This is a genomic window from Streptomyces roseochromogenus subsp. oscitans DS 12.976 (assembly GCF_000497445.1).
GTDB classification, from domain to species: Bacteria; Actinomycetota; Actinomycetes; order Streptomycetales; family Streptomycetaceae; genus Streptomyces; species Streptomyces oscitans.
In genome coordinates this window covers 8,881,527-8,896,110 of the sequence record NZ_CM002285.1, presented here as the reverse complement: position 1 = coordinate 8,896,110, position 14,584 = coordinate 8,881,527, and the positions used below count along the sequence as shown (strand labels likewise).

15 protein-coding genes are annotated in these 14,584 nt (G+C 72.7%); 10 read left to right on the top strand and 5 right to left on the bottom strand.

The features are described 5' to 3' along the window. The 3 genes from M878_RS50005 to M878_RS88200 form a co-directional block, all read left to right on the top strand. A partial coding sequence (locus tag M878_RS50005; protein WP_031227064.1) for a hypothetical protein occupies positions 1–467 on the top strand: 467 nt, incomplete at its 5' end. A 336-nt stretch (positions 468–803) separates the two neighbouring features. Then, entirely contained in the window at positions 804–983 is a 180-nt protein-coding gene (locus M878_RS88205) for a hypothetical protein (protein ID WP_023553163.1), read from the top strand. Between the two features lie 140 nt (positions 984–1,123). After that, positions 1,124–2,002, top strand: a complete 879-nt coding sequence (locus tag M878_RS88200; protein WP_023553162.1) for an SCO6745 family protein — start codon at positions 1,124–1,126, stop codon at positions 2,000–2,002. 126 nt (positions 2,003–2,128) lie between these two features. Here the strand turns inward: M878_RS88200 and M878_RS88195 are convergent, their stop codons facing one another. Together M878_RS88195 and M878_RS49995 are read right to left on the bottom strand one after the other, a co-directional pair. Then, positions 2,129–3,340 (bottom strand): cytochrome P450, encoded by a 1,212-nt coding sequence (locus tag M878_RS88195; RefSeq protein WP_023553161.1) that lies wholly within the window; start codon positions 3,338–3,340, stop codon positions 2,129–2,131. Beyond that, positions 3,337–4,047 (bottom strand): cyclodityrosine synthase, encoded by a 711-nt coding sequence (locus tag M878_RS49995; protein ID WP_245238305.1) that lies wholly within the window; start codon positions 4,045–4,047, stop codon positions 3,337–3,339. The genes M878_RS88195 and M878_RS49995 overlap by 4 nt, the downstream gene beginning before the upstream one ends. A 188-nt stretch (positions 4,048–4,235) precedes the next feature. Here M878_RS49995 and M878_RS88190 point away from each other — a divergent pair, with 188 nt between their 5' ends. From M878_RS88190 to M878_RS88175, 4 genes are all read left to right on the top strand, one after another. Beyond that, complete coding sequence (locus M878_RS88190; protein WP_023553159.1) at positions 4,236–5,111, top strand: fructosamine kinase family protein; 876 nt, start codon at positions 4,236–4,238, stop codon at positions 5,109–5,111. 289 nt (positions 5,112–5,400) lie between these two features. Continuing rightward, a complete protein-coding gene (tgmA, locus tag M878_RS88185) occupies positions 5,401–5,592 on the top strand; it encodes a putative ATP-grasp-modified RiPP (protein WP_023553158.1) in 192 nt (63 codons plus the stop codon). A gap of 17 nt (positions 5,593–5,609) precedes the next feature. Beyond that, entirely contained in the window at positions 5,610–6,593 is a 984-nt protein-coding gene (gene tgmB, locus M878_RS88180) for an ATP-grasp ribosomal peptide maturase (protein ID WP_023553157.1), read from the top strand. 35 nt (positions 6,594–6,628) lie between these two features. Beyond that, positions 6,629–7,516: a Gfo/Idh/MocA family protein gene (locus M878_RS88175; RefSeq protein ID WP_023553156.1), complete on the top strand. Its 888-nt coding sequence runs from the start codon at positions 6,629–6,631 to the stop codon at positions 7,514–7,516. Positions 7,517–7,993: 477 nt separating this feature from the next. On the opposite strand, the gene M878_RS88170 is transcribed toward M878_RS88175, so the two are convergent. Then, the gene (locus M878_RS88170) at positions 7,994–8,902 is read right to left on the bottom strand and encodes an N-acetyltransferase (RefSeq protein WP_023553155.1); all 909 of its coding nucleotides are present in this window, start codon (positions 8,900–8,902) and stop codon (positions 7,994–7,996) included. 496 nt (positions 8,903–9,398) lie between these two features. Here M878_RS88170 and M878_RS88165 point away from each other — a divergent pair, with 496 nt between their 5' ends. Together M878_RS88165 and M878_RS88160 are read left to right on the top strand one after the other, a co-directional pair. After that, positions 9,399–10,505, top strand: a complete 1,107-nt coding sequence (locus M878_RS88165) for a PP2C family protein-serine/threonine phosphatase (RefSeq protein WP_031227054.1) — start codon at positions 9,399–9,401, stop codon at positions 10,503–10,505. A 294-nt stretch (positions 10,506–10,799) separates the two neighbouring features. Continuing rightward, positions 10,800–11,267, top strand: coding sequence for a hypothetical protein (locus M878_RS88160; RefSeq protein WP_031227052.1), 468 nt, complete (start codon positions 10,800–10,802; stop codon positions 11,265–11,267). Between the two features lie 4 nt (positions 11,268–11,271). Here the strand turns inward: M878_RS88160 and M878_RS92585 are convergent, their stop codons facing one another. Next, the gene (locus M878_RS92585; protein ID WP_209445699.1) at positions 11,272–11,655 is read right to left on the bottom strand and encodes a hypothetical protein; all 384 of its coding nucleotides are present in this window, start codon (positions 11,653–11,655) and stop codon (positions 11,272–11,274) included. A 217-nt stretch (positions 11,656–11,872) separates the two neighbouring features. Here M878_RS92585 and M878_RS88150 point away from each other — a divergent pair, with 217 nt between their 5' ends. Then, a complete protein-coding gene (locus M878_RS88150; RefSeq protein WP_023553151.1) occupies positions 11,873–13,123 on the top strand; it encodes a serine hydrolase domain-containing protein in 1,251 nt (416 codons plus the stop codon). Between the two features lie 326 nt (positions 13,124–13,449). Here the strand turns inward: M878_RS88150 and M878_RS96930 are convergent, their stop codons facing one another. Continuing rightward, positions 13,450–13,977 carry a hypothetical protein gene (locus M878_RS96930; RefSeq protein WP_342452740.1) on the bottom strand — a complete coding sequence of 176 codons (528 nt, stop codon included), beginning with the start codon at positions 13,975–13,977 and terminating at the stop codon, positions 13,450–13,452. Positions 13,978–14,584 lie beyond the last annotated feature (607 nt).

Here is a 14,584-nt window from a genome sequence, read left to right as displayed (position 1 = left end):
CCCCGGTCGTCACCCCGGCCGCGGTCATCCCCACGCCCGTGGTCGTCCCCGCCGCGCTCATCGTCACCACGGCCGTGGTCGTCCCCGCCGTGCTCGTCGTCACCACGGCCGTGGTCGTCGTCACCCCGGTCGTCGCCACGCACCAGGGTCAGCGCTCCGCCACCCGTGTGGATTCCACCGCGCGGTTCGTCGTGTCCGCGGCCCTTGTCGTGGTTGTCACCGTGATCATTGTTGTGGTCGCGACCCGAGTCGTCGCGGCCGTGGTCGTCGCCGGAACCACGGTCATGGTCCCGGCTGAAAGAGGAGTCGTCACGGCCTCCGTCGTCACCCGCGGGCACGGCGAGCGCCGCGCTGGGAACCGCGAAGGCGAGAGCGGCGGTTACTGCCGCCGAGGCCAAAAGCATGCGGGCAGATCGCATAGCGATGTCCTTCCGTCGTGGCCGGGCAGCGGATACCTCATCAGCTGAATGGACCCGGCCTCGACATGAACCACCGTCAGCGAGTGCGCAAGCTCCCACCATCCGAGCCACCCAGCCGGGTCACTGAGCCACCCGTCTGTCCCAGTGATCACGCCCCATATGCCATCATCCGGGCGAATCCCTGGGCGTGGCGCGCCCCTCACACGGGCCGGGTGTCATATGCCCCGCTCAGCGGGGGCAGAGCCCGCGGTACGGACTGACACCTGGCCTGCCGAATCGGGCTCGGGCTCGGCATCGCCGCCTTCACGGTGGCGCACGGCTTGTGGTCGTTCGTGCTCGTGGTGTCGTGGCGACGGGCGCCAAAGGTGCCGGGGTGGCCGTGCGGTGACGAACGTCGTCGTCGCCGTGGTGGTGCACACCGTCGGGGAGCTGAGGCACGCCGCCGCCGGCTCCGAGGTGTCCTTCGCGCTCGCCCGCGAGCAGGCGACGGGCCAGTACCTGGGGGTGTTCGCGGTGACGGGACTCCTCGGCACCGCTCGTGGTGGGCCGGGCCGGGCGGAGTGAGGTCACCCGGTCGGTCGCGCCGCCGGTCGTGGAGCAGGTGGCGTCCGCTTCCTGCCACACAGTCGCCCCTCTTGTTATGACCGCCGTCATAACGCAGGCTGGTGCCGACAGTACGGCAGGCCGATGCGACGGAGGAAGCGGTGGCGGACGGAAGGGCGCGGGACCTGTGGGAACGGTACGAGCCGGTGCACGATCTCGTGTACTTCGCACCGGAGGTGCGCCGGGCGGCGGACGCCCTCGGGATGCGGGGGTATTGGATGGGGTACTTCGCGCTGCGTGCCGCGCCGCTCGGCGCGGTCCCGCCGTCCGTCGTGACGAGTTGTTTCTACGTCTTCCATCCCGCCCGGGTGGCCCGGGCGCTGCCGGACGCGTGGGCGTATGCGGCCCCGGCCGATGTGCTGGCCGCCCGCCTGGACGCAGTGGACGCGGCGATGACCCGTGTGTTCGGACCGGATGTCGTCGGTTCGGGCGACTTCACCGAGGCCGCCGACCTCGCATGGGAGGCCGCCGCGGGGGCGGACACCGCGGGTCGGGTGCTGGCCGCCGCCAACCAGGCGCTGGAGCGCCCGGACCGTCCCACCGCCCGGCTGTGGCAGGGCCTGACGACGCTGCGCGAGCACCGGGGCGACTCGCATGTCGCGGTGCTGGTGGGTCAGGGGCTCGGGCCGGTCGAGGCCATGGTGCTCAAGGCGGCGTCCGGCGAGTCCGACGGGGCGATGCTGCGGGAGACGCGCAAGTGGGACCCGGCGGACTGGGAGGCGGCCACGGCGCGGTTGCGTGAGCGTGGGCTGCTCACGGCCGACGGGTCCCTCTCCCCGGCCGGGGCGGTCGTGCGCGCGGAGGTGGAGGCGCTGACGGACGCGGCGGCCGAAGGCCCCTGGACCGCGCTCGGCGCCGACCGCACCACCCGGCTGGCCGCTCTGCTGGAGCCGCTGACCCACCTGGTCGTGGGCTCGGGCCTGCTGCCTCCGGGCAATCCGGTGGGACTGGTCAGGGGCTCAGACCCCGTCGCCCGCTGAGCGGCCTTCGGGCGAGTGCCTTGGCGAGTGCGTTATCGACCGCCCGCCGTGCTCCCGTCGAGTCCGTCGGCGCCCCCGCCCACTGTGGCAGGCGGGGGCGCCTTACGGGCGGCTGCCCGTCGCTGGTTACCAGGTCACCGGCAGCCGCTCGGGGATCCGTTTCATGAAGCCGGTGCGCCAGACCAGTTGGCCGGGCGGTACGGCGAGCGCGAGGGCCGGTAGCCGGTCGAGGAGGACCTCCAGGGCGATCCGGGCGTGGGCGCGGCCGAGCGCGGTCGCGGGGCAGTAGTGGGCGCCGCCGCCGAAGGAGAGGTGGTCGGCGGTGTTGTCGCGGTGGACGTCGAAGCGGTGCGGGTCGGGAAACTTCTCCGGGTCGAGGTTCGCGCCCTCCACCAGCACGAGGACGAGTTCGCCCCGCTTCACGTCGACGTCACCGAGCCGGACGTCCTCCAGCGCCAGGCGCGGCAGGGCGTCGCCGATGGAGAGGTTGACCCGCAGCAGCTCCTCCACGCCCGGGCCGGTCAGGTCGGGGCGGTCCCGGAGGAGGTCACGGGCGATGGGATGGGTGAGCAGGTAGACCAGGGCCATCGCGAGGAAGCCGGAGGTGGAGATCACGCCGGCGCCGAACATGGTGACCCCGACAGTGGCCAGCATCTCGTCGCTGAGATGGGCGTACTCGGGGTCGTCGCGCAGGGCGGCGATTTCGCCCATCAGGCCGTGCGTCGCGGGGTCGTCGAGCAGGGCCGTCATCCGGGCGATGTCCCGGTCCCAGTTGATCTTCGCGCCGGTGATCGGGCACGGCGCATTCATGAAGGCGATGTCCAGGCTGCGCAGGAAGGCCGGGGCCTCGGTCTGCGGGATACCGAGGATGCGGCAGTGCATGCCCGCCGAGTACGGATCGCAGAACGCGGCGCGCAGGTCGACCGTCGGGCCGTCGGCCACCATCCGGTCCACCAGCCGGTGCGCTTCCTCGCGGAGCCACTCCATCAGGCCGGGTGACTTCGGATTGAGCGCCTTCATCACCGCCCGCCGCAGCCCGGCGCCTGTGATGTTGCCCATGTTGTTCACGACCTCGGGCGGGATCGTGAGCGCGTACTGCCGGGGCACTCCGGGGGCGGAGGTGTCCTTCAGGGAGAACCGGTCGTCCTTCAGTACCTGCGCGCATAGGTCGTACGACGACACGAGCCAGGCCTCGGCACCGGCGATGGTCCGTACGCGCCGTACGGGGGTGGCGGCGCGTATCTCCTCGACCTCGGCGGGGACCTGGGTGCCGTCCCAGGAGAACGGGAATTCGAGCAGGTGCGGGTCGTCGGTGCGGGTGCCGGGGGCGGCGGTCATGCCACGGCTCCTTCCAGAGCGGCGGGGGTGACGATGGCGTGGCCCTGGTTGCGGGAGGCGCGCAGGCCGGCGCCGCGGGAGTACAACAGCTCGGCCATCGGCAGCAGTTGGTGGTAGCAGTTGAGCGAGGAGGGCACCTTGAGGATGGCGGGGGTGTCCAGGAACAGCGGGGCCTCGGCGCACACGTACTCCAGGCACACGGCGCGCTGACGTTCGGTCGGCGTCTCACCCCGCGCACTGAGGAAACGATTCACCAAGGCATCGCAAACGGCCCGGAAGGCGCCGTCGGAGGACAGGCGGTCCTTGAGTTGCCGATGGATGTCCTGATAGGCGGGGTTGGTGCGGAACTCCGACATCGGGTGCCAGTCCAGTCGCAGCCCCTCCGGATCCGCCGCCGACACCGCCTCGCGGACCTTGGCGCGCACACCGCGCAGGTTCTTCACCGCCTTGCGCCGGGCCTCGTCCGGCGGATAGCCGGACGCCTCGTACATCTCGGCGACGTACAGGTCGGTGTAGACGAAGTCGACCCTGTCGAAGTGGTCCAGTCCCCAGCGGGCGAGGTCGTGCAGGCGGCGGGCGGAGAAGTAGCTGTTGCCCGGGGACACACCGATCACGGCATGTGCGCCCTCGCCCAGGATGACTTCGCAGTGGGAGGTGTACGGCTGGACTTCGAAGACGTCGGCCATCAGCACGGATGCTGTGGTCAAAGGGGAAATCCTCCGCCGCGCGCTAGTCCCGGCGGGGCCCTGTGCCCCTGGTGTGGCTGCGCGGCGTCCTCACGCTAACCGTAGTGGATCAGCACGGGCAGTTACTGCCTGGTTTTGGCTGAAAACAGTCGTAGCAATGCTTGAAGTTCCATGCAACGTGCATCTGTTGCGAGCCGTACTCTGAGGCTGTGGTCGACCGAGACGAGGCATACGAGGATCCGGGCCGGGCGGCGTCCCGGCTCACCGGACGCCCGGTCACCGGGGCGCGCGCGGGGTCAGGATCTCCTGCCGAGGTCACCCTGGACGGCGGCGCCCGGGTGATGGTCAAGCGCGGTGACGCGCCCGGGGCCATACGGGCCGAGGTGGCCGGACTGCACTGGCTGGCCGCGGCGGACGCGGTCCGGGTACCGGCGGTGCTCGGCCACGACGAACGCTGGATGGTGACGGAGCGGGTGCCGACGGGGCGGCCGGATCCCGCGGCGGCACTGCGTTTCGGCCGATCCCTGGCGGCTCTTCACGCGGCCGGTGCACCGCATCTCGGGGCGGCGCCGCCCGACGGCCCGGAGGACGCGTTCATCGGCCTCGCCTCCATGCGCAACACGCCCGGCAGGGACTGGCCCCACTGGTACGCCGAGCACCGCGTACTGCCGTATGTGCGCGGCGCGGTCGACCGCGGCACGCTCCGCGCGGACGAGACGGCCGTCTTCGAGCAGGTCTGTGCGCGGCTGCCCGACCTCGCGGGCCCCGCCGAGCCGCCCGCGCGGCTGCACGGCGACCTGTGGAACGGGAACGTGCTGTGGGGCGCCGACGGCGAGGTCCGGCTCATCGACCCGGCCGCGCACGGCGGACACCGGGAGACCGACCTGGCGATGCTTCAGCTGTTCGGCTGCCCTCATCTGGACCGCGTGCTCGCCGGCTACGAGGACGCGGCACCGCTCGCGCCCGGCTGGCAGGACCGGGTGGGCGTGCACCAGCTGTTCCCTCTGCTGGTGCACGCGGTCCTGTTCGGACGCGGGTATGCGGAACAGGCCCTGACGGCGGCCAGGAGCGCGCTCGCGGCGTGAAGCGGCTTGACGGCCGGCTGCCCGCGTCCCTGGCCATGTATGTCCCCAGCTGCCTGCGTCCCCGGCCACCAGGCTCTCCAGCCCGTCCAGTTGACGGTGCGCCCCCTCGACCAGGCGGAGTGCGGCCGCGAAATGGCGAGCCGCAGGGGGCAACGTCCTGGGCGCCATCGGCGTCCTGTGCCGTGCGGACGCTTCCGGCACCCCCCCCGACCTGCGGTTACACAGAGTAAGGAAACCAATCACCCGTTCGATTCGTATAAGGACGTGAAAGCCGAATCAGGGAGAGACCATGCAACCGTTCACGCTCAACTACGCGCGCCCCGCTGTGCAGTTGGACGTCACCACTCCGTATGCGTACGACTCCGGACTGCAGTTGAACGTCCTCCCGGACGGGCGGATAGCCGCCACCGACCACGCGACCCTGAGAACTCTGGGGACCACGACGTCGACCGCCGGTTCCAAGACCCACTTCGACGACTGAACCGCGGACCCAGAGATATGACCGTGCTCATCCTGACCAGTCAAGAAGACGTGACGGCGGACATGGTGGTCCTCCGGCTGGGCGAAGCCGGAGTGCCCGTCGTCCGGTTCGATCCCGCCGATCTGACCAACGGGGTGGCGTTGTCGGGCGAGTACGTGCAGGGCGCCTACCGGGGGCATCTGTCCGTCGGAGGGCGCCTGGTGACCCTGAGCGGCCTGCGCTCCGTCTGGGTGCGCAGGCCCGGAGAGGCGGCCGCTCGGGCCGCCCAGCCGTCCGCCTGGCTGACGGAGGAGTCGTCGCAGGCGCTGTACGGCATGCTGCGCACCACCGACACGCGCTGGATGAACCATCCGGACGCGGCCCGCCGCGCCCGGCACAAGCCCTGGCAGCTGCATCTCGCACAGCGCTGCGGCCTCGCGGTGCCGGCCACGCTGATCACGACATTCCCGCAGGCGGCGCGGGAGTTCGCGGAGCGTTTCCCGGATCTGGTGGTCAAGCCGGTGTCCGGTGCGCATCCGCAAGAGCCGCCGCGCGCGGTGCCGACCAGCCGGGTCGCGCCGGACGCCGACTTCTCAGCGGTGGCCTTCGGTCCGACGCTGCTGCAGCGGCGGGTCGCCAAGCGGGCCGACATCCGGCTCACCGTCGTCGGCGACACCCTGCTGGCGGCGCGCAAGCCCGCCGACCCCGACGCCCACCCGGACGACGTGGACGTCCGTTTCGCCCCCTCGGTCTCTCCCTGGCTGCCCGCGGACGTGCCGGCGCGCGTCGCCGAGGGCGTACGGCGGTACATGAGGGGCGCGGAACTGGCCTACGGCGCATTCGACTTCGCCGAGGACGCCGACGGGATCTGGTGGTTCCTGGAGTGCAACCAGTCGGGCCAGTTCGGGTTCGTCGAGATGGACACAGGTCAGCCCATCGCCGCGACGATCGCCGACTGGCTTGCCGGGAACGGGGATCCGGACGGCAGGTGTGCGGAGCGCGACCGGGGCGCAGCCTCTTGAGGGTGCGGGGATCGGCTCGGAGAAAGGAACGCTTCATGCGCATCGGACTGCTGGGAACGGGCCCGTGGGCCCGAACGGCATACGCTCCCGCCCTCTCCGGCCACCCCGGCGTGGAGTTCGCCGGAGTGTGGGGCCGCCGGCCGGAGGCGGCCACGGCCCTGGCCGACGAGCACGGCGTCCCCGCGTACGACGACGTGGACGCGCTGCTGGCCGATGTGGACGCGGTGGCTGTGGCTCTGCCGCCGTCCGTGCAGGCCGAGTTGGCGGCACGGGCGGCACGGTCGGGCCGTCATCTGCTGCTGGACAAGCCGCTCGGGGTGGCGGTCGCCGAGGGCCGGGCCGTGGTGGCCGCGGCGGAGCGGGCCGGGGTGGCCTCGGTGGTGTTCTTCACCGCACGCTTCCAGAAGGAGCCGGAGGCCTGGATCGAGGAACAGGCCGCCGTGGCGGGCTGGTTCACGGCCCGTGCGCAGTGGCTGGGGGCCGTGTTCACCTCCGACAGTCCGTTCGCGGGCTCGCCGTGGCGGCGGGAGAAGGGTGCGCTGTGGGACGTCGGCCCGCACGCCCTGTCGGTGCTGCTGCCGGTCCTCGGTGACGTACGGCAGGTGGTGGCGGCGGCGCACGGTCCCGCGGACACCGTGCACCTGGTCCTCGACCACGCCACCGGTGCGTCGAGCACCCTCACGCTGAGCCTGACGGCGCCGCCTGCGGCGGCCGGGGCCGACGTGGAGCTGCGGGGCGAGGCGGGCGTGGCGCTGCTGCCGGGCAGTCCCGAGGGAGCGGTCCCGGCGCTGACACGCGCGGTCGACGCCCTGCTGACGGCCGCCCGCACGGGCCGCCCGCACGCCTGCGACGCCGCGTTCGGCCTCCGCGTCACCGAAATCCTGGCCACGGCCCAGGCCCGCCTGGCAGCCGAGGGCGACTAGGGCCTGTCGGCGTATCAGGTCGCAGGACATCGACGGCGCCACATCAGCGCAGGTGAGCGGGGGCGATGGGGGTGCCCCCACCCCCTGAAGGCAGTGGGGAGGGCGTGCCGGCCCCGGCGTCTGCGACAGGATCCGCCGGACAGGCCCTGGCCCGCAGTCCCCGACCGCCCCTGCCCGTGCGGGCGCCCCGGCTCCGGTCCGGCGCTCCGGTGGCGGCACGGGCAGAGGCGGCGGGTGGGTCGCGATCTGCGGATCAGCGGGCGGCGTCGGTGACCCACTGGCCGGCGAGCGACACAGGCAGGAGCGGCAACAGGCGGCCGCTGGTGCCGGGTGACCTCATGGCTCCGGGCAGCACGCCGCCCGTCCGTCAGGCGGCCGTCCGCCCTTACCCTCCCCGATTGTCGACTCTCGCCGTACACCGCTTCCCCTTCCCCCACGGCCCCTCCCCGTCCCGCCGATCACCACTCCGCCAGCATGTCACCCGCCACTGACAACGGGGTCGGCCCGGAAGTTGAGGCGCTCCCGCACGACGGGGTAGCCGGCAGTGGTGAAGTGTGCGGCCATCGGGAAATTGGTCTGGTCGGTGGCGGCGGCGATGAACTCGGCGTCCTGGGCGGCAAGGAAGTGGGTGCACTCGGCGAGCAGGTCGTAGGCGTAGCCGTGCCCGCGCTGTCCCGGCACGACGCCGATGAAGCCGACGCAGGGCCCGGACGGATTGCGCGCCGGGACGTGGACGCCGACGGTCTCACCCTCGGGCGTCCGGGCGATCTGCCACCACGCACGCGGGGACGGAAGCCAGTGGAGGAAGTCCAGTTCCTGCTGTGCGGCCATCTCGGGTCCGCCGCGCTCTGCGGCCCGGCGGGCGTGGGCGTCGAGGGTGACGGAGTGGATGCGGCGCAGCAGGTCGAAGAAGACGGCGTCATCCGGCTCCGGGGCGAAGACGAGGCGGCCGGGCCGCTCGGGCAGGCCCCGGTCCGGTGTCCAGCGGTACAGGAAGCGCTCCACCAGCGGCGTGTAGCCGGCGGCACCCGCGGCGTCGGCCCGGAGGTCCGCGGCGGTGCGCAGCCGTGGGTCGGCGCGCCAGCCGGAGGGCAGGTCGAGTTCGAGTTCGCGGGTCTGCCACGGTGCCGTGCGCAGGAGTGCGGCTCCGGCCTCCTCCTCGCCCTCGGCCACGTCGAACCAGTTGATCAGGAGCGGTTCGGGGTCCTCGGGCGGCCCCCACCATGCGGCGCGGGCCACGGTACGCCCGTCGCGCAGGGCGATGCGCCGCCAGTCGGCGCGGTAGCGGGTGTGCCGGTGCTTGTCCCGGAACGCCAGCGGGTCGGGCATGGTGTCGAAGAGGTGCGCGCTGCTCTCGTCGAGCGTGCGGATGACCAAGGGGGTCATGAGGTTCCTTCGGGATGCGTGCCGCGTGGCGGCGGGGACGCGCTCCCGGTCAGGCCTGACACACCCGGGTGACGGGGAGGTGGGAGCGCGGGATGACAGTGACCATGACGCTCGCCTCCTTCCGTCTGTCTCAGGCGTGCCGGGCCAGGCTATGGGGGCCGCGCCGGGGGCGTCCACCGGATTTCGCCGGCCGCGCGTCCACCACCCTCCGCCGGCCGGCGTCCGCCACCCTTCGTCCCTTCGACCCTTCGTCGGCCGGGCTTCCACCGCTTGTCTCCGGCGGCACGCGGGACGTCGATCGCCCGTCGCCCGTCGCCCGTCGCCCGAGTGTCCTCGCCTGTCCCCTCCCGTCTCCGGATGGCCCGGCCGCCCTGTCCCCGGCGCCATGAGACCCCGCCCGGGCCACGGCCCGGCCCGCCGATGACCGGTCGTACTCTGCCGGAGGCCGCGCTCCGGGCAGGAGGCCCACGGGCGGTGGGCGGCGTAGCTTGGGGATGTGGAATCGGTGCGCGGCGGGGCGTCGCGTCGGAACCGGGAGGAACGCGGCTGGTTGCGGGGCGCGCCACCGCCGCGCTGGGTGCGGGTGCTCCCCGTGCTGCTGCTCGTGGCCGTCGCCGGGGCCACGCTGGTCACCCCCCACGCCCGCGATCTGGGCTTTCTGCTCGGCGCCATCCCGCCCCTGGCCGTCCTGTCGTACGGCCCGCTGGCCACCGCCGTCCTGGGCGTCGGGGTGATCGTGGCGCTGAACGTCCCCGCCACCCACCTCAACCGCCCCGGCAACACCGATCTGCTCACCATCGTGTTCGTGGCCGCCCTGAGCGTGTTCGTGTCGTATGTACGCAGTCGCCGGGACGCCCAGCTGGACACGGAGCGGGCGATCGGCGAGGCCGTGCAGCGGGCCGTGATGCCGCCGCTGCCGAAGCGGGTCGGGAGCGTGGGTTGCGCGGGTTTCTACCGGGCCGCGCAGAACGGCACGCTGGTCGGCGGGGACTTCTTCGACGTGCGGGACGGGCCGTACGGCGTGCGCGCGGTGATGGGCGATGTGCAGGGGCACGGGCTGGCCGCGGTCGCGACGGTGGTGTCGCTGCTGGGCGCGTTCCGGGAGGCCGTGCTGGACCAGCCGGACCTGGAGGCGGTCGCCGCGCGGATGGACCGCAGGCTGGCGGTGGACTCGACGGGCGTACGGCACGGGGAGCTGTTCGCCACGGGGGTGCTGCTGGAGTTCTCCTCCGACGGGCGCGCGGTGCGCGTGGTGGCCTGCGGTCATCCGGTGCCCGTCCTGCTGCACGAGCGGCACGCCGTGGAGCTGACGATCGCATCGGGACCTCCGCTGGGGCTCGGGCTGGTCGGCGTCGACCCGCCGAAGGAGGTCACCGTGCCGCTCGCGCCGGGTGACCGGCTCTTCCTGGCCTCCGACGGGGTGTGGGAGGCGCGGGACGCCGGCCGCGCCTTCTATCCGCTGCCCGGGCGCCTGGCCGCCCTCACCGGTACGGCCTCCGCAGAGCTGCCCGAGGTGGTGTGGGCGGACCTCGCACGGCGGCGCTACGAGGTCCGGGACGATGTCACCATGCTGGTGCTGACGCCCGAACCAAGGGCCGCCTGACCGCCCGGCCGATCAGCCCACGTCCCCCAGGACGCGGTGGGCCGGCACCCGGCCGTAGAGGTGGTCGGCCCGCGCACAGCACGCGCACGAGCGCGGGTGGCGCGCTCCCCAAGTGACGAATGCACAACCGGAGTTCGAACGTCCCGACTCAAACGCCAGGGCGCGCCACCCTTTCCGCCGCGTAGAGATATCTACGAGCATGCATATGCCGGGTTGCTGTGCAGGCCCAGGAAGTGCCCGGCCACGGCCTTTCCCGCGGCGAGCGTGGGCGAGCGAGGACACCCGGAGCGGCGGATGACGAACAGGATGTGGGTGCGGGGCGTGGAGTGGCTGGCCGCCGCTGCGGCGGACCCGCGCGCCTGCACAGGGGACTGGGATCACGGCAAGGGCATCGCGCTGCTGGAGGCGGGCCGCTTATGGGACGTGCTGAGCGTGCCCGACCGGCTGGGCCTGCTCACCCTCGACCTGCTGTGGCGGCCCGGAATGTCCGTGCCGGGGCCGACCTTGATCGACACGGCGGCCGGCCGCGTCGGGTTCTTTCTGCCGCCGGACCCTTCCGCGGGCTGGAAGGGCGCCGACCTGCGCTACGCGACCAAGGGCGCCTGGGTCGCCGTACCGCCGCCGTACCGCCCCGCGCGTTTCCTGGAGTGGCTCGTACCGCCCGACGGCACCGGCACGCTGCACTCGCCCGGCGCACTGGCGGGGGCGCTGCGGCAGGCCGACGGCGCCCTCGCCGTGCTCGCTCCGCTGTGCGGGCGGTGACCGTTCAGGCGCGCTCGGTCGTGGCGCGGTTACCCGTCGCGGGCCCGGGGAAAGCGGCCCGCAGCGCGTCCGCCGCCGCGGGCACGGTCCGCCCCTGCGCCCGCCACTCGGCGACGAGCCGGACATAGATCGGCTCCCCGGCCCGCTCGGCCCGATCGCCCTTCTCGGCCCGATCCACCGGCGCCGACCGAACCGGCCTGGCCGTCTGGCGCATCCGGTCCGGCCGATCCAGCAGATCCAGCCGCTCGATCCGGCCCGGCCGATCCAGACGGTCGATCCGTTCCCTCCGGTCCGGCCGATCGCGGCGCTCGATCCGGTCCGGCCGATCCAGGCGGTTCGGCAGGTCATCCAAGCGGTTCATGCCGGGGCAACGCGCGTGAGCCGCCATGGCTACGCCCTCACCCGGTCGGCTCACCGGGTCGAGTGAGGCCGTCCCTCGAACGGCCCCACCATCCGTCTGACAAGCATCCCGCCGGCAGGGAGTGAGCCGGGCCCGCCCCTTTGCCCGACGGGCGCTGCGTAGTGAGCGCTCCTATGCTGGAAAGGTCCGGGCTTCGCCGTCCCGCTCACCGCACGTTCGGCTGTCACGTGCCTGGAGTCAGCCCATGTCGATGTCGTCCGCACGTCTGCGCCGGGGGGCCACGATCGCCGTGCTGGCGGGAACACTGGTGGTACCGCTCACCACCGGGAGCGCGGGAGCGGCACCCGCCGCCCTGCCGGCCGCGCTCACCGCGGACTCGCCGAGCCCCTCCCCCTCTAAGCCGGCCGTCCGTCCGCTCACGTCGCAGGTGGCACGCCAACTCGACGCCGCCGTACGGAAGGTGATGCGCGAGGCGAACGTGCCCGGTGTGACCGTCGGCATCTGGACGCCGGGACAGCCGAGTTACGTCCGCTCGTTCGGGGTCGCCGACAAGAGCAGCGGTCAGAAGATGGCGCCGGACATGTTCATGCGTGTCGGCAGCGAGACGAAGACCTTCACCGTGACGGCGCTGCTGCAGCTGGTGGACCAGAAGAAGGTCGGTCTGGACGACCCCGTCGGCAAGTACATCGGCGGCGTGCCCAACGAGAACCGGATCACCTTGCGCCAACTGGCCGAGATGCGCAGCGGACTGTTCAACTACTCAGACGATCCCGACTTCTTCAAGGCGCTGACCTCCGACCCGCAACGGAGCTTCACGCCCGAGCAGTTGCTCGCCTACGCCTTCAAGCATCCGGTGGTGTTCCAGCCGGGGCAGAAGTTCTCTTACTGCAACACCAACCTGATCCTGCTGGGTCTGGTGGTGGAGAAGGTGAGCGGGCAGCACCTCGGGGACTACATCAGGCAGCACATCCTCGATCCGGCCGGTATGAAGCACACCCTCTTCCCGACCGGCAACGAGTTCCCCAACCCGCACGCGCAGGGCTACACCGAGCAGACGGCGAACGGCAAGGAGGCCGACGCTGCCGACTGGAATCCGTCCTGGGGCTGGGCGGCCGGCGCGATCATCTCGAACCTGCGGGATCTGCGCACCTGGGCGCCCACGGTGGCCACGGGCCGATTCCCGGGCGGGAAGCCGATGGTCAGTGCCGCCACCCAGAAGCAGCGGCTGATCACTCCGCAGGCCGGCTCGATCAGGGGCGCCGGATACGGCCTGGGCATCTTCGACGTGCAGGGGTGGATCGGCCACAACGGCTCCCTGCCGGGTTACGAGTCGTTGACCGTCTATCTGCCGTCGGCCCGGACGACGCTCGTCGCGCTCCTCAACACCGACACCGACTACCGCTCCCGGGAGCCCAGCACGGTACTCGGCGCGGCGATCACGAAGATCATCTCTCCCGGGCACGTGTACAACCTGCCCGTGACACGCACCGGTTGAGGCACCGGCTCAGCCGGATTCCCGCCGCGGCGGAGCCCGTGCGGAGGGCTTCGGCACGCCGACGGGCGGGGCGCGGGGCCGCGACCGGTCCCCCGTTCCGGTCGTGCCCCGCGGAGTGCCGAGGCTACGCGCGTCGCCGGACGCGGGGTAGTGCACCGGTGCCCGGAGCGGCCCGCACGGCACTCACCGGTGCACAGGCGCGTCCGGTTGATCCGGGTTCGCGGCGCCGGGTGCGGGTACAGCCGCCCGGCCGAGGCCGGGAACGTGCAGCTCGCCGGTGACGAGCTGGGCGAGGACGACCTCGTACAGGTCGGTTCCGCCGGCCGTCAGCCTGCGTTCCAGGACGGGTTCGGCCGCCCGGAGGTGTTCCCGGACGGTCCGGGCGTGTACGCCGAGCGCCTGGGCGGAGTGTTCGGCGTGCGCGTCGGCGCCGGTCCAGGCGCGCAGGGTGCGGCGCAGGTCCCGGCCGTCGTCGCCGAGGCGGCCGACGATCCCCGCGGCCCAGGCGTGGCGCGCGCTCGTCCGCAGCAGCTCGGCCAGCTGACAGCGGGCCGGCGGATCGAGTGTGCACCGCGGGGGTCGTACGAGCCGTGTGCGGCCTCGGCGTTGAGGGCCACGTGGGCGACGGCTCGGACGGCCAGCCGGGAGAAGTCGGCGCCGAGCAGCGCGGCGACCCGGTCCATCCGGGCGCGGACCATGTTGCAGCTGACGCCGGGCGCCTTGGCCGCGTTCACGGCGGTCAACTCGAGGGCGAGCCGGGTGGTGGCGAGCAGTTCGGCGCCGACATGGTGCGGCAGTGCGTCCAGCAGCCGCGGCGCCACGCCGGCCCAGGCCCGCAGCGCGGCGGGGTCCATGAGCTGTACGGGGCGGGTGCGGGCGGCGTAAACGGCGGCCCGGTTCGGGCCTGAAACGGGCCACGGCGAGGGCGCTGACGGCCTGTCCGCAGGCGGTGGCGGTCAGGGCGAGGCGCTGGCGGGGGCTGCGGCCGAGGAAGGTGCCGGGGCAGTCGGCGACGAGGGACCGCAGCCGCTCCCCCCACGTCGGCGGCCGGGCCGACGACGATGACGTGTTCGTCCACCGCGGGGCAGCGCGTCTCCGTGTCGACCTGGGCTTACGGATCCGCACACGTTACCCGACACGACCCGTTCGCGGGGCCGGACATGGCTCCGCCGGCGCCCCGGGGGGGTGGGACGCCGGCGGATCCGTCGCGTCCGGAGCGGGGGGTGCCCAGGACGGCTCAGGATCGGATGCCCCCGAATCCGGAAAGTACTCATGCGAATCCGAAATCACGCGAGTCCGGAAAGTACTCACGAGACCGGAAAGTACTCATGCGCATCCGGGTAGCAATCACGGGAAGTCCCGAGCGGCAAGTCCGGACCGTCCGGCCGGGCTTCGGCATCCGGGTGGCGGCTGCGGCGGCTGCGGCGGCGCACAGCGCCCCGGTGACCAGCGCGGAGACGT